Origin of the sequence: Rathayibacter sp. SW19 (assembly GCF_030866825.1) — a bacterium.
Classification (GTDB): Bacteria; Actinomycetota; Actinomycetes; order Actinomycetales; family Microbacteriaceae; genus Rathayibacter_A; species Rathayibacter_A soli.
In genome coordinates this window covers 1,601,663-1,621,398 of record NZ_CP133020.1, presented here as the reverse complement: position 1 = coordinate 1,621,398, position 19,736 = coordinate 1,601,663, and the positions used below count along the sequence as shown (strand labels likewise).

Genomic DNA, 19,736 nt, shown 5'->3' with positions numbered 1-19,736 from the left:
TCGGCGCGTCGGCAAATGGTTCCGTCGTTTTGTAAAAGTCGCTGCGCGATTTCGGGCCAAAACGGAAAACAACCGATTCAGGATGCCGCGCGGCGCGCCGCCCACGCGCTCGCGACCATTTCCCGCAGCGAGTAACGCATCCGCCAATCCAGATCGCGCGCAGCGAGTTCACCGGATGCGACGATCCGGGCCGGGTCGCCGGCCCGCCGCGGACCCACCTCCGGCACAAAGGCAATGCCGGTCACCTCGGCGACGGTCGTCATGATCTCGCCGACCGAGACGCCATCGCCACTGCCGAGGTTGTAGACGGGTTCGATGCTGGCGTGAGCATCCAGTCGTTTGGCGGCCGCGACGTGCGAAAGCGCCAAATCGGCGACGTGAATGTAGTCGCGCACACAGGTGCCGTCCGGCGTCGGGTAATCATTGCCGTTGATGCGCGGCGTGCGGCCGGCCAGCAAGGCGTCGAACACTAGCGGGAACAGGTTGTGCGGGCTCGAGTCGAAAAGATCATCAGCACCGGAACCGACGACGTTGAAATACCGCAGGCTGACATGCCGCAACCCGGCGGCAACCGCTTGATCGCGCAGCAGCCACTCGCCGATCAGTTTGGACTCGCCGTAGGGAGATTCCGGTGCCTTCGCGGTCTCCTCGGTCACGAGATCGGTGTTCGGCGTGCCGTATACGGCGGCGCTGGACGAGAACACCATCGCGCCGACACCGGCATCCTGCATCGCCGCGAGTAGCGTTGCTGTGCCGGTCACATTCTGCTCGTAGGTGTGCAGCGGTCGCTGTACCGAGACGCCGGCGTACTTGAATCCGGCGACGTGCACGACCCCGGTGATCTCATGCTGGTCGAAGATCTCTTGCAAAAGGGCACCGTCGAGGATCGAGCCCCGGTAGAACGCGATCGCGGGCGGCACGAAGTTCGCATGGCCGCTGGAGAGATCGTCGATGACGATCGTCTCGATGCCCTCGCCCTGGAACGCGCGCACGATGTGCGATCCGATATACCCGGCTCCCCCGGTCACCAGCCATGCCATCGCCCGACCTCCACTTCGCCGCGCCCGCCGCAGCCACCGCTACTGTATCGGCTCCCGTCTGCTCTGCGTCATCCGGATGCGCCGCCTAGCGTCGCGTGCGCCGCACCCGCTCCAGATCGGCGGGAATCCGTTACGTGCGAGCGACTCCTACGCGGCATGGAATTCCGGCTATCTGGCAGGTCAGGCCTCGAGTGATGCACGGACGTCGCCGAGCAGCACGTAGAGATGTAGCGGATCGGTTGGGGAGGGCTTGAATCCGAGTGCAGTGTAGAAGGCGGCTGCCTCCCGGTGAAGCGCGTGAACGATAAGGAGGCGAACACCGATGTGATCTGCCGCCGCGAGCGTGGAGAGGAGAGCGTCGCGCACGAGGAGTTTGCCGAGGCCAGAGCCTTGTGCCGTGCGATCGACAGCAAGCCGCCCAAGCAAAACGGCGGGCACGGGATTCGGCGAATTGCGTCGGGTGCGCCCGGGAAGCTGTCGATGTTCGACCGCGACGGCCGACAAGGTGTAATAGCCGACAACCTGGTTGTTTTGGTCCTCTGTGCAGACGTAGCAGCGCGCCAGGCCGGCGACGTGGTTGGCCAGTGCGCGTTCGACCAGGTAGCGGTCGAGTGAATCTTCGCCCGAGTTGAAGCCAACGGTGCTGTCTGCCGCCTCGATCGGGCGCGGAGCGTGCAGCTTCACTCAGACTCGTCCCACGGCGGTTGCTCCGCCAGCAACTTCGCGAGCTCGGGAATGCGCTGTGCCGGGCGATCGAGGATCGCGTCGAATTGTGCCCAGGCGAAGTCGTCGAGCCTGAACACGCGACGGTCGGCGAGGGCATCTTCGGCGCGAGCGACGGCTGCCGTTGTGACGAAGTCGGTTAGCGACTGGCCGGAGAGAGCCGCTGCGTCTCGGATAAGCGCATCCTGGTCTGGTGTTAGGCGTACGGCAAGGCGGGCTTGCTTGCGCCGGATAGTTTCGGGAACGGTGGCCATGCCACAATTGTACGCCTGTTGGGCACACAAGCTCATTGTTCTGCCACTGTGCGTTCGACCGGCATCCCCGCCCGCGCCTTCGCGCGTTGCTTCTTCCGATGTCGTTTCGAATTCCTCCAGTTGGGTCGATCGTTCTCAAAACGACGGGGATTTTCGGCGCCACGCCGGGAACGGCCGCGCATCGGCGGCCCGCCGCGGCAAACCTCCGTCGATTTGGTCAGCGCAGCGTCTTCTGCGAGTGCCTGCGACATGACGTCCAGGCAGAAATCCCAATCGTCCTTCACCTGTTTGTTGGTGAAGTTCAAGACTCGGTTGCCCCAGAGTGTCGACTGCGCCTGCCTGCGATGATCCTCTTCGAACTGTTCGACATTGAGGTGATGCTCGACGCTGTTCAGCTCGACGTAGGTGTGCGGCCCGATCCGGCCGTCGTGGTGCTCGACGCCTGGAACGGGACTCTGCGGCACGAAATGGATACCGGCCTCTTCGCACGCGAGTCTGAACTTGGTCTCGCCTCCGCTTTGCGCGCGACCATCGACGTCTGCACGCCAGGGTTGCACCCTCGCCGGTGCGCGGGCGAAGACCTCATCCAGCTGCGCTGGACTGATGCCTTCGAGATGGCTCTTGCCCTCGTCTGTTCTCTGCTGCACGTTCAGTGCAGAATCCAGACAGACGATAGCCGTTTCTCGATCTGCCGTGCGCAGGACATGCACGAGCGCGTCGACCACACTGACGCGCCACGGGCTTGGGCTCCTGCTCAGCGTCGCATCATCGGTCCAACTGATGGCGAACTGCTTCGCCTTCTCCTTTTTCAGCGTGGAAAACCTGACTTGCTTGTCCGTCGCGGACCGCAATGCACGGGCATCCGACGGTACGACGACGTGCAACTTGTCGGTTTTCGGAGCCCAATGACCGTACGTTTTCAAGGCACTCAGTCCGGTCAAACGTCCACCGATGCGCACCGCCTTGAGTGCGTCGGGCACCGCATCCGGAAGCGAGTAGTGCCCCTGCCGAACCCGAATAATGCGCCCAGCGTGCAACTCCTTACGGATCTGGAAGTCGGAATAGCCCAGCGCAAGCAGGTCGCGCCGACGCTGAAAGAGTCCGTTCTTCCTGATCGCTGCCGGGATGCTGAGCATGCTTCCAGCCTTGCTGAACGCGGCGGTGCCTGAGCCGCCAACTGACCAATCTGTGGATCGATCGGATCCGCACCAACCTGTTGAGGTCAAACTGGCGGTCGCCGTTGGTCTTTCAAAACGACGGACTATTTCATCGACACGACGGCATCAAGTGCCGGCTCGCGGCGGGTCACCGAAATACTCCGTCGTTTTGAAACGAGCCCTCCCGAAACCAGCTCGCCAAAACAAGCCCGGCCCGGCCCAGCGCGGCGCTACGCGTTGCCTGTCGCGATGAAGAGCGTGCCATCGCCGACGATCGTGACGGATGCCTCATCCGGCGTCACATACGCCGCCTCACCCCGCCGCAGCGTCACCTCACCCAGCGCGCCGCGCAGCCGCAGCCCGCCGTCGGTGCAGAGCACGATAGCCGGCCCGTTGAGCGCGACGCGCGATTCCGTCGTCTCCGGATCGTCGGCATCCGTGCCCAGTGCAACGCGCACGAGCTGAAAATCGGGCACATCCGGCCGAAAGATCTCGATGTCGTCCCCGTGCAATTCCGGTCGCAGATACGGTACGGCCCGCGGCGCAAAATGCAGCACACTCAGCAGTTCTGGCACGTCGATGTGCTTGGGCGTCAGCCCGCCACGCAGCACGTTGTCGGAGGCCGACATCAGCTCGACTGCAAGCCCGTTCAGATACGCATGGATGTTCCCGGCCGGCAGATACAGCGCCTCACCCTGCTTCAGACTCACCCGGTTCAGCAGCAGCGACAGCACAATCCCCGGATCCCCCGGGTAAGCGGATGCGAGAACCCCCACCGTCGCAAATGGCAGAAGGTCGTCCGACGGGGTTGGGGCTCCTGCCGCCGGGGACACCGCGGTCGCGACAACCCGCGCGGCCGCGTCGACAACCTGAGCCACCAATGCGGACACGTTCGGGGCCGTCCCGCTGCCGAGACCGGCACCAGCGGCAACCGCGCCGCCCGCTCGACTCGCCTCGGCGGCTCCAGCCTCGGCATCCGCGCCGGTAGCACCGGCACCTGCGGCACCGACACCCGCCGCGCTGACACCCGCCGCGCTGACACCCACGCCACCGACACCCGCGGCACCCGCAACGCCGGCGCCCGACCCCAGCAGCCACGCGACGACACTGCGCAGCACCTGCGGCGCGTCGGTCTGCACCGCGAGGCGCGCGCGGAACGCGGTAAGCGCATCCGTCGGTTGCAGCGCTTCGCTGGCGGCAGCGATCAGTCTGTCGAGGTCCGCGATCGAATCGGCCAGCGGCCGAAACCCGCACAACGCCTCGAATCGCTCGCTGAGGGCGAAGACAAGTTCCGGCTTGTGAAAGGGATCCTTGTAATTGCGCACCGGCGAATCCAACGGCACACCAGCGGCATTCTCGCGCGCGTACCCCTCCGCGGCCTGAACCGACGACGGATGCGCCTGCAACGACAGCGGGCCAGCCGCCGCCAGCAGCTTCAACAGAAACGTCAGGCGCGGTGCATCTGCACCGACTGCGCTGCCCGCACCACGAGCATCCGCACCGCGCGCACCGGCCGCACCGGCCGCATCCGCCGCACCGCGAGCATCCGCCCCGCCAAGCGCAGCCCGCGGGTCGCGCGCGACCCACTCGGCCAGGTTCGTCGCGCCACCGGTCAGCGACGGGTCCACGATCCGGCTCGGCGATCCCGGATGCGCCCCCAACCACAGTTCCGCCTCGGGCCCTCCCGATGCCGGCCGGCCGAGCAACTGCGCGATGGCAGTCTTGGAGCCCCACGCATAGTCGCGCGGCGTGTTGTCGATGCGCACAAACATCCCGTGAAGTCCCTTCGAGTTGGTTAGACCAAACTACCAATCGTCTTGGTGCGGCGCGGCCACTTCCGTAGGCTGACACCGTCGCGCTCGACCGACGTAACGACCAACCCACCCACACGACCCACAACCCCACTGGAGCAACGATGGCATTCACGCCGCTCGCGAGTGATTTCTATGGCTACGAGAACGAACTCACCGACCGCGAGAAGGAAGCGCTGACCACGCTGCGTTCCTACCTCGAGACGGAGGTCAAGCCGATCGTCAACGAGTTCTGGCAGAGGGCGGAGTTCCCGATGCAGGTGATCAAGCCGTTGCACGACCTCGGGGTTGCGTCGTGGGCGTGGCCGGAGACCGCTCCGTTCCCGAACTCGACGGTGTTCCGCGGCTTCGCCGCTTTGGAGCTGGCGCGGGTAGACGCCTCCATCGCAACGTACATCGGTGTGCAGAACGGCCTGGCTGCCGGCGCCGTCCACGCGTGCGGCTCGGACGAGCAGAAGGCAGAGTGGCTGCCGAAGCTTGCCAGCGGCGATGTGATCGGCGCGTTCGGCCTGACCGAGCCGCAGTCCGGCTCGGATTCCGCTCAGGGGCTGCGCACGACGGCGAAGCGTGACGGTGACAGCTGGGTGTTGAACGGCTCCAAGCGCTGGATCGGCAACGCCACGTTCAGCGACATCACGGTGATCTGGGCGAAGGATCCAGACGACGGCCAGGTCAAGGGATTCATCGTGCCGACGACGACGCCCGGCTACACCGCCACCCGCATCGAGGGCAAACAGTCCCTGCGCATCGTGCAGAACGCCGACATCACGCTCGAGAACGTCGTCGTGCCCGAGCGTCTGCGCCTGTCGAACGCGAACTCGTTCAAGGACACCGCGCGGGTGCTGCGCGCCACCCGCGCCGAGGTCGCCTGGGCGGCGGTCGGCAACTCGGTCGGCGCCTACGACGCTGCGGTCGCATACGCGAAGGAGCGGGTGCAGTTCGGCAAGCCGATCGGCGCCCACCAGCTGATGCAGGATCTGCTCGTGAAGAGCCTCGGAAACATCACCGCGTCGATCGGCATGGTCGTTCAGGTGTCGAAGATGCTCGACGCCGGCACGCAGCGCGACGAACACTCCGCCCTGGCGAAGTCGTTCACCACAACGCGGATGCGCGAGACCGTCGCGTGGTGCCGCGAACTGCTCGGCGGCAACGGCATCGTCATCGACTACGACGTGGCGCGCCACTTCATGGATGCGGAAGCCCTCTACTCCTACGAAGGCACCCGCGAAATGAACACGCTCATCGTCGGCCGCTCGATCACGGGTCACGCCGCCTTTGTCTGAGCGCATCCGAAACCCAAAAGGCAGTCCCAGCGATACGCGACCGCTCCAAAACGACGGAGCTTTTCACCGACGCACCGTTGAATGACCGCCGCGCCCAGCGTGTCGCGCAAAATCTCCGTCGTTTTCGAACCGACCAACAGACGAGCGGATGCCTCGCGCGGCACACCCGCGCCGCTCCCGCCCCATATTCTGATCACATGACATCCGACGACACGCCGCGCACCGGGCGGCGCCGCGCCGCCACCGGCCGCAGCACCAACGCCCGCGGCAGCTCCCGCAGCAACACGAGCCGCAGCCCGGCCACCGGCGCCGGCACCAGCGCCGGCACCAGCAGCAGCAGCAACAACAACAGCAGCAGCACCAGCATCGGCGCCCACACCCGCTCTGGCAGCGCACTCGGCCTGTTCGCCGCTTTCGCCCTGTTCACCCTGTTCGCGGGTGACTTCTGGCGCAACCTGATCGGCTGGGGCGGCTATCTCACGCTCGCCGCGCTGGTCACCATCGGCAGCGTCGTCTGGCTCATCGTGCTGCGACCGAAGCCGCCGGCGCGCTGGCTGCCATTCCGCAAGATGCCGAAGACGCTGGCCCTGTTCCTCGTGTTGGCGACGGTGTCGATCGCTTGGTCGTTCTACCCGGGAGCGAGCGCCCTCGGCGTCGCCGCCCAGTGGTGCACGACGGCGGCCGGCGTGTTCCTGGCCCTGTGCCTGACCTGGAAGCAACTGTTGCGGGCACTCGGCACCGCCCTGCGCTGGCTGATCGGCCTCTCGCTCCTGTTCGAATTGATCGTGGCCGCGTTCGTTCGCCACCCGGTTCTGCCGTTCTGGGTGCACTATGACCAGCACACGATTCCGCAAGCCTTCTACTGGAGTCGCGGCCTGCTCTTCCACGGCGGCCAGCTACAGGGCATCCAGGGCAACAGCAACCTGCTGGCGATGTCGACGCTGCTCGCGCTGATCGTGTTCAGCGTGCAGCTCGCCGACCGCACCGTGAAACGCGGTTGGGGCCTCACCTGGCTGATCGCGGCCGTCGTCACGTTCCTGCTCACACGCTCCTCCACGGTGATCATCGCGGCCATTCTGGTGGCGTTGGTGCTGCTTCTTGCGTTGTGGACGCGCCGCCGCGACCCGCGCAAGCGCGCACCGGTCTACGCGACCGCATTCGGCGTGATCGTCGTGGGAATCGCATCCGCAGTCGTGTTGTGGGGTCCGATTCTCAAGCTGCTCGGCAAGAGCGAGGACCTCACCGGACGCCTGACCATCTGGAAGGCGGTCACCGACCTGGCGCTGCAGCGCCCCGTGTTCGGCTGGGGCTGGATCAGCTATTGGGCGCCCTGGGTCGAACCGTTCAAGACGCTTGCCATCCGCAAGGGCGTCACCTATCTGCAGGCGCACAACGCCTACCTTGACGTCTGGATGCAGCTGGGCATCATCGGGCTGATCATCTTCATTCTGCTCGTCGGCTCCACACTCGGCCGCAGTTGGTTCGCCGCGGTCGACCGGCCGCGAACCGGCCCCGCCGACACGGCGCGCTACACAGCCATAACCCTGTTGCCGTTGTTGCTAATCGCCGCGCTGATCGCGCAGAGCGCTGCAGAAAGCCGGATGCTCTCCGAAGGCGGGTGGGCTCTGCTCGTTCTGCTTGCGGTCAAGACCAAAGCGGATCGGCCATAGCGACGGAGCGACGGGCTGGCGACTAACGGTCCCGACCGGCCAACCGGCCATAGGATGAAACCATGGCTGCGGCATCCGTCAGATTCGAGCAGAGTGCGATGAGACGCGAGCGAACCTCGATAAGACGCGAGCACCGTGCCGGCTAACCGAACAGGCTGGCACGTTCCGGAGCGGATTCGCACGTTCTTCGAGTCCGCACAGCTGGCGTCGGCACTGTCGTTGACGATCGTCGGCACGGCGTTCGGAACATATGCCATCCGAAGCATGATCGGATGGCCGGGGCTGCTCGGCATTCTGGCCGCCCTGACCGTGCTGGCGATCGGTTCGTTCATCGCTCATCGTGGTGCGATCGAATGGCAGGGTCTGCTGCCGATCTCGATCCTCGCGTTCGTCGGCTGGTGTGGCCTGTCGATCATCTGGAGCGGCTATCAGTGGGCGACCTTGGCCGCGATCATCTATCAGGTGGCGTTCGCCTTCCTGGCCGTCTACCTCGCCCTGGTGCGCGACGCGATCCAGATCGTGCGGACCGTCGGAGACGTGCTGCGGGTGCTACTGACGCTGTCGCTGGCGCTGGAGGTGCTGAGCGGGCTGCTGATCAACCTGCCGATCGCGTTCCTCGGCATCCAGGGCAACATTGCAGAAGGTGGGCCGCTGCAGGGCATCTTCGGCACGCGCAACCAGCTCGGCCTCGTCGCCCTGATCGGCCTCGTGACCTTCCTGGTCGAACTGCGCACCCGTTCGGTGCAGCGTGGCCGGGCGATCTTCTCGATCGCGTTGGCCGCAGCTTGCACGCTGTTGAGCAACTCGCCCGTCACCGCGGCCGTCGCGGTGCTCGTGCTGGTGGCGACGCTGGCGCTGTATGGCCTTCGCAAGGTGAAAGCCGCACACCGCACTTATTGGCAGATCGGGCTCGGTGTGTTCGCAGTGGCCGCCCTGGTCGTCGGCTACCTCACGCGGGCGCGGATCATCGAACTGCTCAGCGCCGGCAGCGTTCTCAAGGTGCGCTACAACGTCTGGATTCAAATGTGGGATCTGATCCCGACCAACCCATTGCAAGGCTGGGGCTGGATCGGCTTCTGGCGGCACATCCCGCCATACTCGATCATCGACGCGAACGTCGGCACCCTGCACGCGAACGGCCTCAACGCCTACTTGGACCTCTATCTGCAGGTCGGTCTGATCGGCCTTGCACTGTTCGTCGTCATGATCGCGCTGGCCTTCGCCCGGTCCTGGCTGCTCGGCTCGAACAAGCGCAGCGTCATCTACGTCTGGCCGCCGCTCGTGCTCGTCGCGATGCTCGCAACGGCGTTCGCGGAGAGTTCGCTGCTGATCGAATACGGCTGGTTGCTGCTGGTGATCTGCGCGGTCAAGGGTGCTCAGGGCATGAGCTGGCGCAATGCGCTGCCGCACACCTCGCACGCGGGCCTCTCACCGGCGCCGCGGCGGTCGTAGCGGGCGCGCCGGCGCGCCAATCTCGCACGGTCGCCTCAGGCGGGCTGCAGCAGGTCACGCACGACGTCCATGAGGCCCTGGCTGCAGTACCGCTGATAGTCGCCGGATGCCGCGCGCCGCAGCACCGGGAGCACCCGACGGATGCGTGCTGCCGGCAACTGCGCACGGAACGTCTCGATCTCGACCTTGCGCCGTGCGCGGTCGATGACGCCGGGCTCCGACTGGAGCGCCACGAGCCGCTCGAGCAGCAGCCGAGAGCGCTCCGCCAACCCGCGGTTGCGATCGCCGCGCGGCTGCAGCACACGGGCGATCTTGCGGCGCAGCGTCGGTTCGACCACGCCGATCTGATTCGCACCATGCTGCCGGTAGCCGATCAGCTGTTCGGTCGACACGGCGACACTCTCGCGCACCGCGGCAAAGATCGTCAACCATTCGTCGTGCACCCAAGCCGCCGGAATCGGCAGTGCCTCCCCGAGCAATTCCCGTCGAAACGCGACCGTCGCCCCTGTGGCCAGATTTCGCTTCAGCAGCGTCTGGAACGCGCGCCCGTCGACGAGCGCAGCCCGCGTCTGAGCGTCGATCTCGAGGGCGGCGAACAGGGAGCCGCCGAGCGGTGACCCGTCCATGTCGATGAGCGAAGCATCCGAGAACTGCAGCAGCGCGCCGTTTGCGAGGCCCTGCACCGCCGCGGCAACCCGGTTCGGGTGCCACACGTCGTCCTGGTCACAGAGGATCACGATGTCACCGGTGGTCGCCCGGATCGCCTGCTCAAAGTTGACGGTAACACCGAGCGGCGGGTCGTTATGCAAAATGGTCACTTTCACACTGCCGATCGAGGCGAGTGTCGCGCGCACGATTTCGAGGGTCGCGTCCGTCGACGCGTCGTCGCTGACGACAATCTCATCGACCGGACGCGTCTGCTCCAGGATGCTCACAAGTTGCGTCTGCAAATACGCGGCACCGTTGTGCGTGCACAGGGCGACCGAGATGGTCGGGGATGCAGTCGGCTGTGGGGTGCTCACCCCGTGAGCCTACCGATCGCCGGCAGTCAAGCATCCAATTCTGCGCGCAATTGGGTGAGATCAGATTCGACCATAAGCCGAACCAGTTGGTCGAAGCCGATTGTTGGCCTCCAGCCAAGCCCGCGGAGTCTCGTGGCATCACCGACCAATCGCTTGGGGTCGGCTGGTCGATAGAGTGCCGGATCGATGACGACATAGTCATCCCACTCGACGATGCCGACCGATCGGAACGCGGCATCGACAAAGTCACGCACCGTGTGCGCCTCGCCCGTGGCCACGATGTAATCGTTCGCGCTGTTGGCCCGCGCGATGCGCAGGAGCGCATCGACATAGTCGGGCGCGTAACCCCAGTCGCGCTCAACGTCGATGTTGCCGAGCACGAGTCGGTCAGATTGCCGAAGTGCGATGCGCGCGACCTCGTGCGTGATCTTGCGTGCAACAAAAGAATGCGGCCGTGTCGGCGACTCATGATTGTAGAGGATCGCCGAACTGGCATGCATTCCGCGGCTTCGGTACATGCCGACCAGATCCTGCGCGAACGCCTTCGCCGCACCATACGGTGTTACCGGAACGCGCGGCGTGGTCTCATCCTGCGGGCTGACCTCGGTGTCACCGAACACCTCAGCGCTCGAGGCTTGCACGAATCGAACAGCATGCCCGCGCGTGGTCTGCAGCCGCCAGGCTGCATCCAGGATGCGTACAGGTCCGACTCCGATAACGTCCGCGGCCTGCGCCGGGTAGTCCCAGGATCGAGCGACCGAGCTGTTACCCGCCAGATTGAAGATCTGTGTGGGCTGGACGGCGGCGATGAGCACGCCGACGGCCGCGGCATCCGCAAGATCCACTACGTGGGTCCGGGCCGCCGGTGTCCGGTCTGAGACGCGTTCCGCTCCCTGCGTCGAATGGCACATGGCGTGCACGAGGTGGCCCTCGCTCAGCAACCGGTCAACCAGGTAACCGCCATCCTGCCCTGCGGCTCCGGTGACGAGAACGACGTCCTGCCCGCTTTCAGTCGTCATCGGGCGTCACCTCTCCAGTGCACTTCGGTAGGCAGCGACGTGGGCTTGGCGGCAACGGTCCCAGGTGAACGTGCGGGCGTGCGCGACGCCGGCGTGCGACAACTCGGCTGTGCGTGCAATCGCCTCGTGAATGCCGCGGGCGATGTCCGCGGGGTCATGCGGATCGAACAGCACGCCGGCCGTCCCGACCACCTCCGGAATCGAGCCTGCGTTGGATGCCGCGACCGGGCATCCGGATGCCATCGCTTCCAGCGGAGGAAGTCCGAATCCTTCGTACAAGCTGGGAAACACGAGTGCGCTTGCCGTGCGATACAACTCGCCCAGCTCTTGCTCACTGACGAGCCCGCGCCGATCAACCCACTCCGGCACCGTACCGAGCGACTCGAGTCCGCCTCCTGTCAGCACCAACCGCAGCGACGGTCGAGCGCGCCTCGCGAGCTCCATCGCTTCGAAGAGTCGAGCATGGTTCTTGTGCGGCCATGGCCGTGCTGGGTACAGCACGAAGTCACCACGTGCGCCGAAATTCGGCACAAAACGGTCGGCGTCAACACCCAGTTGGGCCACATGCACGCGATCGGCATCCAGCCCCGCCAACTCGACCATCCGCTGTTTCGCAAAGTGGCTGATCGTGATCAGGGCGTCTACATGTCGAGCGGCGCCCTCGTAGTAGCGTCGCCGAAACATCAGTTCCCCTTTGCTGAAGAGCGCCGGTAGCTCAAGGTGCTGCACGTCCAACAGGCTTTGCACGAACGCGCTGCTTTTCGGCGGCTTCGGCATCGGCAGCGTAAAGGGAAAGTGAACAACGTCGAATTCCTGCATCGTCCTACGAATAGACGCAGCGTGCATGTTGATTCTCGCGATTCCGGCAAGTCGCTGAGGCGTGCTGCGCCCGATCCGGATGCCGTCGATCACGCGTTCTTGTGCGGCCTCGCTGAATCCCCGCGCACTCGGCGGAACGAAGGCCTCGACATGCACGTGCGGGTCCTCGGGCAGCGTGCGGGTGAGCGCGCGCGCGTACGTTTCGCTGCCGCCCATGCTGCCCGGCACGAGCGTCAACATCGACAACGCTACGCGTAGGTCTGTCGGTCCCGCGTGCGGCGCAGAGTTCACGCGAACGCGACTCGGTCTATCCAGGGGCGCCCGCTCGCCTCGAGCGCTTCGATGTCCGCATCGACCATGAGCCGTGCCAGGTCGGGCGTCAGCGTCTTCGGCGTCCAGCCGAGAAGACGCTCGGCCTTCGAAGCGTCGCCGACGAGCGCATCGACCTCGGTCGGGCGCAGGTAGCGTTCATCGAATTTGACGTACTTCTCCCAGTCGAGCTCAGCATGCTCGAACGCGATTTGCAGAAAGTCGCGAACGGTGTAGCGCGCGCCCGTTGCGACGGCGTAATCCGATGCCTCATCGTGCTGCAGCATCCGCCACATCGCCTCGACGTATTCGGGGGCGTAGCCCCAGTCGCGAACAGCGTCAAGATTGCCCATGAACAGTTCAGTCTGCGTACCGGCGGCGATGCGCGCGACAGCACGCGTGATCTTGCGCGTCACGAACGTGTCCCCACGGCGCGGCGACTCGTGATTGAACAGAATCCCGTTCACCGCGAACATTCCGTATGCTTCGCGGTAATTCTTCGTGATCCAATACGAATACACCTTGGCAGCGCCGTAGGGCGAGCGCGGATAGAACGGTGTTTCCTCGTTCTGCGGTGGCGGCGTTGCGCCGAACATTTCAGAGCTGCTGGCTTGATAGAACCGGCAATGCAGTCCCGTCATGCGAATTGCCTCAAGCAGTCGCGTCGTGCCAAGCCCGGTTGCGTCACCGGTGTATTCCGGCTCGTCGAAGCTGACGCGCACGTGTGACTGCGCGGCCAGGTTGTAGACCTCGTCGGGCCGGATCTGGGCCAGCAGTGTGACCAGTCGCGAGCCATCGGTCAGGTCGCCGTAGTGCAAGAACAGCCGGGCATCCTCTTCGTGCGGGTCCTGATACAGGTGATCGATGCGGCTCGTGTTGATGGTGGAGGACCGACGAATCAACCCGTGTACCTCGTAACCCTTCTGCAAAAGCAACTCGGCGAGATAGCTGCCGTCCTGACCGGTGATGCCGGTGATCAGGGCGCGCTTGTTGTTCGTGGAAGTCATAGGGTTCATTATCCAGTGCGGAACATGAGCCTTCGCCCGGTGTCGTGTCGAGGCGACGGCTCGATCGTCAAAACGTAGCAATCCTAGCGCAGGGCTCAATCGCACTTGCGACTACCATGATCCGCGTGATTTACGCTTGTCTGGGGCGTCCGCATGCTGACCACCACTTTCGCGGTCGGAAGTTTTGCGCGGGCGAGGCCGTTGTATGCGTCGAGCAGCCAAACACAACCGAAACTGGTGGACAACTAAGTGGTAAACGAACTCAATAAGGACGCACGGATCTATGTGGCGGGCCACCGCGGCTTGGCAGGCTCAGCCATTTGGCGCCGGCTCGAAGCTGCTGGCTTCTCGAACCTGATCGGGGCATCGTCGTCGGAGCTGGATCTTCGCGACCGCGAGCGAGTTCGCGATTTTCTCGCCGACACGCGGCCTGATGTGGTCATTGACGCAGCCGCTCGAGTCGGCGGCATCCAAGCAAACAACACCTTCCCGGCCGATTTTCTGAGCGAGAACCTGCAGATCCAAGTCAACCTGATGGATGCGGCCAACGCCGCCGACGTCGACCGGCTGCTATTCCTCGGGTCGTCCTGCATTTACCCGAAGTTCGCAGAGCAACCTATCAAAGAGAGCTCACTGCTCACCGGCGAACTGGAGCCGACCAATGACGCTTACGCGATTGCGAAAATCGCCGGCATCATGCAGGTGCAAGCCTCGCGGCGCCAGTTCAACCGGAGCTGGATCTCCGCAATGCCGACCAACTTGTACGGCCCCGGTGACAACTTCCACTCGAGCAATTCCCACGTGCTGCCCGCTCTGCTGAAGCGGATTCATGAGGCAAAAGTGGCGAACGACCCGTCCGTCACGATTTGGGGATCAGGCAGGCCGCTTCGCGAATTCTTGTTCGTCGACGACCTTGCGGATGCGGTCCTCTTCCTTCTCGAGAACTACGACGACCCGCAGACGATCAACGTCGGGGTGGGCGAGGATCTGTCGATTCGAGCACTGGCTGAGACCATTGCCAAAATCGTCGGATACGAGGGTGAACTGGTACAAGACGAGTCCAAGCCTGACGGCACTCCGCGGAAGTTGCTGGACGTGAGTCGTTTGAACGATCTCGGCTGGAAAGCATCGACCTCACTGGAGGACGGCATCCGATCGACCTACGAGTGGTACCTCGAGCACCTCTCGTCGTTGCGCTCGAAATAGTTATGCGCGAGCGCTGATCCGAGAGGCCGCGATGCCGGACGCCCAGCGAATCGGGTAGTTCCATGCGGGACTGATCGGGCGCAAGACGCGGGGCAGATGGTTGCGTTTGACACGTTCCGATTCCAAACTCGAGTCCAACCGGTTGGCGACCGTGAGCGAATCCGGATGCCACCGGAACGCCGAGACGGCGACACGGGTCCACACGAAACGGCCATGCGAGCGTAGCTTCAAGAACGCGTCCAGATCCATTGCGAATTTGAGCGTTACGTCGAATCCGCCGATTGACTCGAGCGCGTCCAGCCGGATCATCGTTCCTGGGTGTGGGATGAGGTCCGGGCCCCACGGCAGCAGGAACTTGGCGAACCCGCCGGCGTTGCTCATCGCGAGGATCTTGCCGGTCGGGTCGATGTACTCGCATCCGCCGTACGCGAGCACGGCGTCAGGGTGCTGGTCGAGCAGCGCCTTCAGGGTTTTCAGGCCACTCGGCCGAAAGAGATCGTCATCGCCGACCCAGGCATAGAAGCGCTCGGTCGTCCGTGCGGCCAGACCCCGATTAATCGCGGCCGATATTCCCTCTTTCGGATCGTCGACGATCACGGCTCCATATGATTCCGCGAGTTGCCGGGCTTCTGTTGCACTAGCGGGGAGTACCACTGCGAGCGTCAGTGACACCGTTCTGCGCTGTTCGACGATCGACTCGAAAGTTTCTCTTAACGTATCGATCCGGTCGCCTAGCGTCGGGAGAATCACGAGAATGTCTGAGGTTTCCATCTGGCCCTTCGCAAATGACTGTGCCCACTCGATCAAACGTCGAGCCGCCGCACGCGTCGGCCATACCCCGCCTGCCTGCGGCAGTACAAGGATAGACGGGATGCCGCGTTGATAAGATCGTCGTCATGGCCCTCCCTCTCTCGCGGACTCTGATCGTCATGCCCGCGTTCAATGAGGAACAGTCCGTTGCCGCGGTTGTCCATGAGGTTTTTGCGAAATTGCCTGGTGTCGCGTGTCTCGTCGTAGACGACGGCTCGCATGACCGAACTTCGTCTGTTGCCCTGCGGGCGGGGGCTCGGGTGGCAAAATTACCCTTCAACCTCGGAGTCGGCGGCGCTATGCGCACCGGCTTTCGATACGCACTTGAGAACGACTTCGACGTCGTTGTGCAGATCGACGCCGACGGCCAACATGATCCCTCTGGAGTAACAGCCTTGCTCGCCGCGCTCGAAGATGCCGACATCGCAATCGGAGCAAGATTCGCGGGCGAAGGTGACTACGCCGTGCGGGGACCGCGCCAATGGGCAATGCTCGTGCTCGCACGCGTACTCAGCCGCCTCGCACACACAAAACTGACGGATGCAACCTCCGGATTCAAGGCAAGTGGGCCGCGTGCTGTGCAACTGTTCGCCGACCATTACCCTGCTGAATACCTCGGAGATACGATCGAAGCGCTCGTAATCGCGTCCCGCGCGGGCTGTCGAATACAGCAGGTTCCTGTGGCCATGCGACCCCGTGCTGGCGGTCGACCATCTCACAATCCTTTCAAGTCGGCTGCGTACCTTGGTCGGGCTTGCATGGCGCTGGCTTTCGCGCTTATCCGACCGCGAATCGAATTGAAAAGTGCAGAACCAGCATGAGCATCACGAGTTACATCTTTGGAATACTCGCTTCACTCATCACGCTTGCCGTTGTCATCGAAATGTTGCGACGCCGACGCCTGCGCGAGCGCCATGCCATCTGGTGGCTCATTGCCGGGCTACTTGCGCTGGTCGTCGGCGTCTTCCCGGCCACGCTGGTCTGGGCTGCCAACCTGGTCGGCGTTCAGGTGCCGACAAACCTCGTCTTCTTCGTGAGCATAGCGATCTTGTTCTTGGTTTGCATCCAACACAGCGCCGAGCTCACACAGCTCGAAGAACAAACCCGCACACTCGCCGAAAAACTTGCATTGCAGGAGATGCGAATACGACGCGCTGAATCTCATCTTCCACCGGGCACTCAGCCCGGGAGCGATCTCTCCAGCGACTGAGGCTTGCGGGTTCCCCGCACCACACCGACGACGTGAGTTGCAACCCCGACAACCGGGCCAACTGCAAGCGATATGAGCATCCGCGGTACCAATTCGCCAGGCACCAGCAGCAGAAGAATGGATGTCACGGCAGCAAGAACCCAGCCGGTCACGTACACGCCGTGTTGTGAGAGCCCAAGTGCGAGCGGCCCACTGACGCACAGCACGCCAAGCATCCCCGACGCGCCAACGAGCGCAGCAACGACCCAGCCGTCAAGCACATAGCCTCGACCGAACAGTCCGAGCAGGAATGGGCCGAGTAGCCAGGCCAACGCCGAGAGCACGATAGTCGTTGCAATGATCATGCCCGCGACCTTCAGAAACATGCTCAGCGCTGCACCCGCAGCGGTGCGAAAGCGCACGACAAGATAACTTTGCAACGAGAGTACAACGATCACCAGCGGCGCTCTGATGAGATTGATCGAGAGATTGACGGTGGCCAACTCGTGCTTCGGAGTCGATGGCGACGTCGCGGCTAGAAGTAATGGATACCCGCTGATCAGAACACCGGTCGCTGCCGACGCCACGATGGTGCGCAGCACGTTCCAAGTGAGCGCAGGGGCAGCTACATCGAGCTCCGACTTCTTGACAATCGATTTTCGGACGAAGAACCAAAGCGCAAATGGCGTGAGGGGAAACGGGAGCACGACCGCCCAGAACAGCCCGACGGTCCCCGCCCCAAGCAGAAGTGCGACGACGACGCCGAGCAATCTCAGAACACCGTCGACGCCGATCATCAGACCGACAAGCTTCCACAGTTCGAGTCCGTACATCGTGCCGCACAGAACCGCGACAAGAATGTACGACGCCGTTCCGATGGCCAGCGGAACGGCGAGCGCCCAGCCGTTCCCGCCGACCACGGCGGGCAACCACCAGATCCCGGTGATGAGAATGACAAGTCCGGTGGCCGCTGAAGCAACAACAGCGAAACCGCGCACGGGGCTCGCCGCCACAGTCGGATCCTCGACCGCGCGTCGCTTGGTCGCTCGCGTCACCTCCTGCTGTACGCCGGAAAGCGCCGCAATGATCAGGTAGAGCGCCGACCACAGAATGCTGAAGTCGGCATATTCCGCCTGTGTTCGAAATATTGGCACGATCGCGTTGACGATGTACCCGGAACCACCGGCAACAACCGTCGCTAGCAAGATCGGCGCAATCCCAATGGGGAGCGAACGCAAGAGTCTGGGCACGCAACTCCTTCCCAATGACCACCCGCACAGGCACCAATCGGGCGGGCAGGGTCCGACTGCATGGCCGAGTCTGTCCTATCCTAAGTGGTGGCCCGACGTGGGTCGCCTTCTACTCGGCTCCGGATGAACAGCGGTTAGTGATGACGCAAATCCCGCTCGGCCCACGAACCGCGCGCGCCTCGGACAGTCGCTGGCGGAACTTTCTTGTTGCGTTTGCCGTCTTGTTCACACTTCTCGGGCTCTGGGCAGTGGGCATGCCCATATCGTCTGCCCCGGATGAGCCGTCGCATATTGTCCGCGCTGTAGCGGTTGCGCACGGTGATCTGACCGGTCGCGTGTACCCGGCCGACCCATCCAAGATCCAGGTGGTGGTTCCGCAGTGGGCGTCCAACTCGTACAATCTTGCGTGCTTCGCATACCAGCCGAACACATCGGCGGACTGCCAACCACCGACGCCACAAGATGCTGACAGACAGTCACCCACGCCGACGACTGCCGGTATCAATAGCCCCGTCTTCTATGCGATAGTCGGGCTCCCGTCTCTCGTTCTCAGCGGCACACCTGCGTTGTACGCCATGCGCCTCATGAGTGCGGTCGTCTGTGCCGCGCTACTGTCCTTCATGTTCATGGCTGTGCGGCAATTGCCGAGATCACGTTGGTCAGTGGCAGCGGCAGCTATCGCAGTCACGCCGATGGTTCTTTTCTTGGGCGGATCCGTCAACCCGAACGGCGTGGAAATAGCCGCCACCGGGGCACTAACCGCAACGATGATCGCGGTGATGAGGACGCCTTCGACGACGCGAATGCTATGGGAACGAGGAGCGATTGTTGTCTGCAGTGCTGCCCTTCTCGCAGGAACCAGAAACATCGCCCTGGTCTGGATTCTCGTCGCACTGACCTGTGCTCTTATGCTCAGCCACGCGATTGTTCTCAAGGATCTTCTCAAGCGCTCGGCAACGTGGGTTACTGGCGGTGTAAGCGCTTTGGCCGTCATCGCGTCCCTTGTCTGGTACCTCAAGCCGGCCATCACAACCGCTACGAGGCCGACCACGGGAGCCAAGACCGGCGTACTTGCTGCGTTCACCACGATGATCGCGCAATTCTTCGATTTTGCGCGCGACTGGATCGGCAACTTTGGCTGGCTCGACCGCCCGGCACCCGCGCTGGCCGTTGTCGTCTGGACAACGCTGATAACTGTGCTGGTCACGTCGGCCCTCATGTTCTGCCGAGGGCGCGCCCGCGCCGCCGTGCTGCTGGTTGTGGTCGGGCTCGTGCTCATTCCGGCGTTTTCGCAGGCTGCCATCGTGCACCAGATGGGATTCATTTGGCAAGGGCGCTACATGCTTGCCCTGGTGGTGTGTCTGCTTCTCGTCGCAGGCGCAGCATTGGACGCGGCACTACCGCGCGCGCTGTTCAGCGCCGCTGGCAGTCGCGCTCTGACTTTCGCATTTGTCATGCTTGGAGTAGCGCAGATCGCATCGTATGTATGGGCTCTCAAAAGATATGTCGTCGGAGCAAGCCCGTCCTGGATAACGATGGTCACACACCCCGCGTGGCAACCGCCGCTCGGGTGGGAAGCTCTGACTGGCATCATGTGCTTCACACTGGCAACCATCACATGGAGCATGCTCCGAAGTATGAGAACACGAAACGTCCTCGGGCCGCAGGAGTTACCCGACGACCACACGGTACGCTGATGGCTGCCACTTTTCTTG

At 63.7% G+C, this 19,736-nt stretch carries 18 protein-coding genes; 7 read left to right on the top strand and 11 right to left on the bottom strand.

All coding sequences use genetic code 11. The features are described from left to right. Nucleotides 1–77 precede the first annotated feature (77 nt). From galE to QU604_RS07335, 5 genes are all read right to left on the bottom strand, one after another. Nucleotides 78–1,040, bottom strand: a complete 963-nt coding sequence (gene galE, locus QU604_RS07355; RefSeq protein WP_308468153.1) for a UDP-glucose 4-epimerase GalE — start codon at nt 1,038–1,040, stop codon at nt 78–80. Nucleotides 1,041–1,220: 180 nt separating this feature from the next. Beyond that, the gene (locus QU604_RS07350) at nt 1,221–1,724 is read right to left on the bottom strand and encodes a GNAT family N-acetyltransferase (protein WP_308468152.1); all 504 of its coding nucleotides are present in this window, start codon (nt 1,722–1,724) and stop codon (nt 1,221–1,223) included. Then, complete coding sequence (locus QU604_RS07345) at nt 1,721–2,017, bottom strand: type II toxin-antitoxin system TacA family antitoxin (protein WP_308468151.1); 297 nt, start codon at nt 2,015–2,017, stop codon at nt 1,721–1,723. The genes QU604_RS07350 and QU604_RS07345 overlap by 4 nt, the downstream gene beginning before the upstream one ends. Before the next feature lie 32 nt (nt 2,018–2,049). Next, the gene (locus QU604_RS07340; RefSeq protein ID WP_308468150.1) at nt 2,050–3,153 is read right to left on the bottom strand and encodes a type IV toxin-antitoxin system AbiEi family antitoxin domain-containing protein; all 1,104 of its coding nucleotides are present in this window, start codon (nt 3,151–3,153) and stop codon (nt 2,050–2,052) included. A 251-nt stretch (nt 3,154–3,404) separates the two neighbouring features. Continuing rightward, complete coding sequence (locus QU604_RS07335; protein ID WP_308468149.1) at nt 3,405–4,946, bottom strand: type I phosphomannose isomerase catalytic subunit; 1,542 nt, start codon at nt 4,944–4,946, stop codon at nt 3,405–3,407. A gap of 143 nt (nt 4,947–5,089) precedes the next feature. Between QU604_RS07335 and QU604_RS07330 the strand changes: the two genes are divergently transcribed. The 3 genes from QU604_RS07330 (at nt 5,090) to QU604_RS07320 (ending at nt 9,390) form a co-directional block, all read left to right on the top strand. Continuing rightward, on the top strand, nt 5,090–6,268 hold the full coding sequence (locus QU604_RS07330; RefSeq protein ID WP_308468148.1) for an acyl-CoA dehydrogenase family protein: 1,179 nt from the start codon (nt 5,090–5,092) through the stop codon (nt 6,266–6,268). A gap of 197 nt (nt 6,269–6,465) precedes the next feature. Continuing rightward, on the top strand, nt 6,466–7,938 hold the full coding sequence (locus QU604_RS07325; RefSeq protein ID WP_308468147.1) for an O-antigen ligase family protein: 1,473 nt from the start codon (nt 6,466–6,468) through the stop codon (nt 7,936–7,938). A 135-nt stretch (nt 7,939–8,073) separates the two neighbouring features. Then, complete coding sequence (locus QU604_RS07320) at nt 8,074–9,390, top strand: O-antigen ligase family protein (RefSeq protein ID WP_308468146.1); 1,317 nt, start codon at nt 8,074–8,076, stop codon at nt 9,388–9,390. 35 nt (nt 9,391–9,425) lie between these two features. On the opposite strand, the gene QU604_RS07315 is transcribed toward QU604_RS07320, so the two are convergent. The 4 genes from QU604_RS07315 to gmd are packed head-to-tail and all read right to left on the bottom strand — an operon-like array spanning nt 9,426 to nt 13,566. Then, nucleotides 9,426–10,412 carry a glycosyltransferase family 2 protein gene (locus tag QU604_RS07315; protein WP_308468145.1) on the bottom strand — a complete coding sequence of 329 codons (987 nt, stop codon included), beginning with the start codon at nt 10,410–10,412 and terminating at the stop codon, nt 9,426–9,428. A gap of 26 nt (nt 10,413–10,438) precedes the next feature. Then, nucleotides 10,439–11,431, bottom strand: coding sequence for a GDP-mannose 4,6-dehydratase (locus QU604_RS07310; RefSeq protein WP_308468144.1), 993 nt, complete (start codon nt 11,429–11,431; stop codon nt 10,439–10,441). A 6-nt stretch (nt 11,432–11,437) separates the two neighbouring features. Next, nucleotides 11,438–12,490 carry a glycosyltransferase family 4 protein gene (locus tag QU604_RS07305; protein WP_308468143.1) on the bottom strand — a complete coding sequence of 351 codons (1,053 nt, stop codon included), beginning with the start codon at nt 12,488–12,490 and terminating at the stop codon, nt 11,438–11,440. Between the two features lie 47 nt (nt 12,491–12,537). Then, complete coding sequence (gene gmd / locus QU604_RS07300; protein ID WP_308468142.1) at nt 12,538–13,566, bottom strand: GDP-mannose 4,6-dehydratase; 1,029 nt, start codon at nt 13,564–13,566, stop codon at nt 12,538–12,540. 249 nt (nt 13,567–13,815) lie between these two features. Here gmd and QU604_RS07295 point away from each other — a divergent pair, with 249 nt between their 5' ends. Beyond that, nucleotides 13,816–14,772, top strand: coding sequence for a GDP-L-fucose synthase family protein (locus tag QU604_RS07295; RefSeq protein ID WP_308468141.1), 957 nt, complete (start codon nt 13,816–13,818; stop codon nt 14,770–14,772). On the opposite strand, the gene QU604_RS07290 is transcribed toward QU604_RS07295, so the two are convergent. Then, a complete protein-coding gene (locus QU604_RS07290) occupies nt 14,773–15,543 on the bottom strand; it encodes a glycosyltransferase (protein WP_308468140.1) in 771 nt (256 codons plus the stop codon). 125 nt (nt 15,544–15,668) lie between these two features. On the opposite strand from QU604_RS07290, the gene QU604_RS07285 reads away from it, so the two are divergent. Together QU604_RS07285 and QU604_RS07280 are read left to right on the top strand one after the other, a co-directional pair. Next, a complete protein-coding gene (locus QU604_RS07285; protein WP_308468139.1) occupies nt 15,669–16,403 on the top strand; it encodes a glycosyltransferase family 2 protein in 735 nt (244 codons plus the stop codon). Next, the gene (locus QU604_RS07280; protein ID WP_308468138.1) at nt 16,400–16,792 is read left to right on the top strand and encodes a DUF2304 domain-containing protein; all 393 of its coding nucleotides are present in this window, start codon (nt 16,400–16,402) and stop codon (nt 16,790–16,792) included. Before QU604_RS07285 ends, QU604_RS07280 begins: the two co-directional genes overlap by 4 nt. Here QU604_RS07280 and QU604_RS07275 read toward each other — a convergent pair. After that, on the bottom strand, nt 16,762–18,021 hold the full coding sequence (locus QU604_RS07275) for a hypothetical protein (RefSeq protein ID WP_308468137.1): 1,260 nt from the start codon (nt 18,019–18,021) through the stop codon (nt 16,762–16,764). The two genes, QU604_RS07280 and QU604_RS07275, sit on opposite strands and share 31 nt — an antisense overlap. Before the next feature lie 14 nt (nt 18,022–18,035). On the opposite strand from QU604_RS07275, the gene QU604_RS07270 reads away from it, so the two are divergent. Next, entirely contained in the window at nt 18,036–19,718 is a 1,683-nt protein-coding gene (locus QU604_RS07270) for a DUF2142 domain-containing protein (protein WP_308468136.1), read from the top strand. The last annotated feature ends 18 nt before the right edge of the window (nt 19,719–19,736 follow it).

Excerpts from the sequence above, each read along its gene's own strand:
- QU604_RS07340 (WP_308468150.1), bottom strand. The coding sequence starts at position 3,153 with ATGCTCAGCATCCCGGCAGCGATCAGGAAGAACGGACTCTTTCAGCGT.
- QU604_RS07280 (WP_308468138.1), top strand. The coding sequence starts at position 16,400 with ATGAGCATCACGAGTTACATCTTTGGAATACTCGCTTCACTCATCACG.
- QU604_RS07310 (WP_308468144.1), bottom strand. The coding sequence starts at position 11,431 with ATGACGACTGAAAGCGGGCAGGACGTCGTTCTCGTCACCGGAGCCGCA.
- QU604_RS07330 (WP_308468148.1), top strand. The coding sequence starts at position 5,090 with ATGGCATTCACGCCGCTCGCGAGTGATTTCTATGGCTACGAGAACGAA.
- QU604_RS07270 (WP_308468136.1), top strand. The coding sequence starts at position 18,036 with ATGACCACCCGCACAGGCACCAATCGGGCGGGCAGGGTCCGACTGCAT.
- QU604_RS07325 (WP_308468147.1), top strand. The coding sequence starts at position 6,466 with ATGACATCCGACGACACGCCGCGCACCGGGCGGCGCCGCGCCGCCACC.
- QU604_RS07290 (WP_308468140.1), bottom strand. The coding sequence starts at position 15,543 with ATGGAAACCTCAGACATTCTCGTGATTCTCCCGACGCTAGGCGACCGG.
- gmd (WP_308468142.1), bottom strand. The coding sequence starts at position 13,566 with ATGACTTCCACGAACAACAAGCGCGCCCTGATCACCGGCATCACCGGT.
- galE (WP_308468153.1), bottom strand. The coding sequence starts at position 1,040 with ATGGCATGGCTGGTGACCGGGGGAGCCGGGTATATCGGATCGCACATC.
- QU604_RS07305 (WP_308468143.1), bottom strand. The coding sequence starts at position 12,490 with ATGTTGACGCTCGTGCCGGGCAGCATGGGCGGCAGCGAAACGTACGCG.
- QU604_RS07345 (WP_308468151.1), bottom strand. The coding sequence starts at position 2,017 with ATGGCCACCGTTCCCGAAACTATCCGGCGCAAGCAAGCCCGCCTTGCC.
- QU604_RS07285 (WP_308468139.1), top strand. The coding sequence starts at position 15,669 with ATGGCCCTCCCTCTCTCGCGGACTCTGATCGTCATGCCCGCGTTCAAT.
- QU604_RS07335 (WP_308468149.1), bottom strand. The coding sequence starts at position 4,946 with ATGTTTGTGCGCATCGACAACACGCCGCGCGACTATGCGTGGGGCTCC.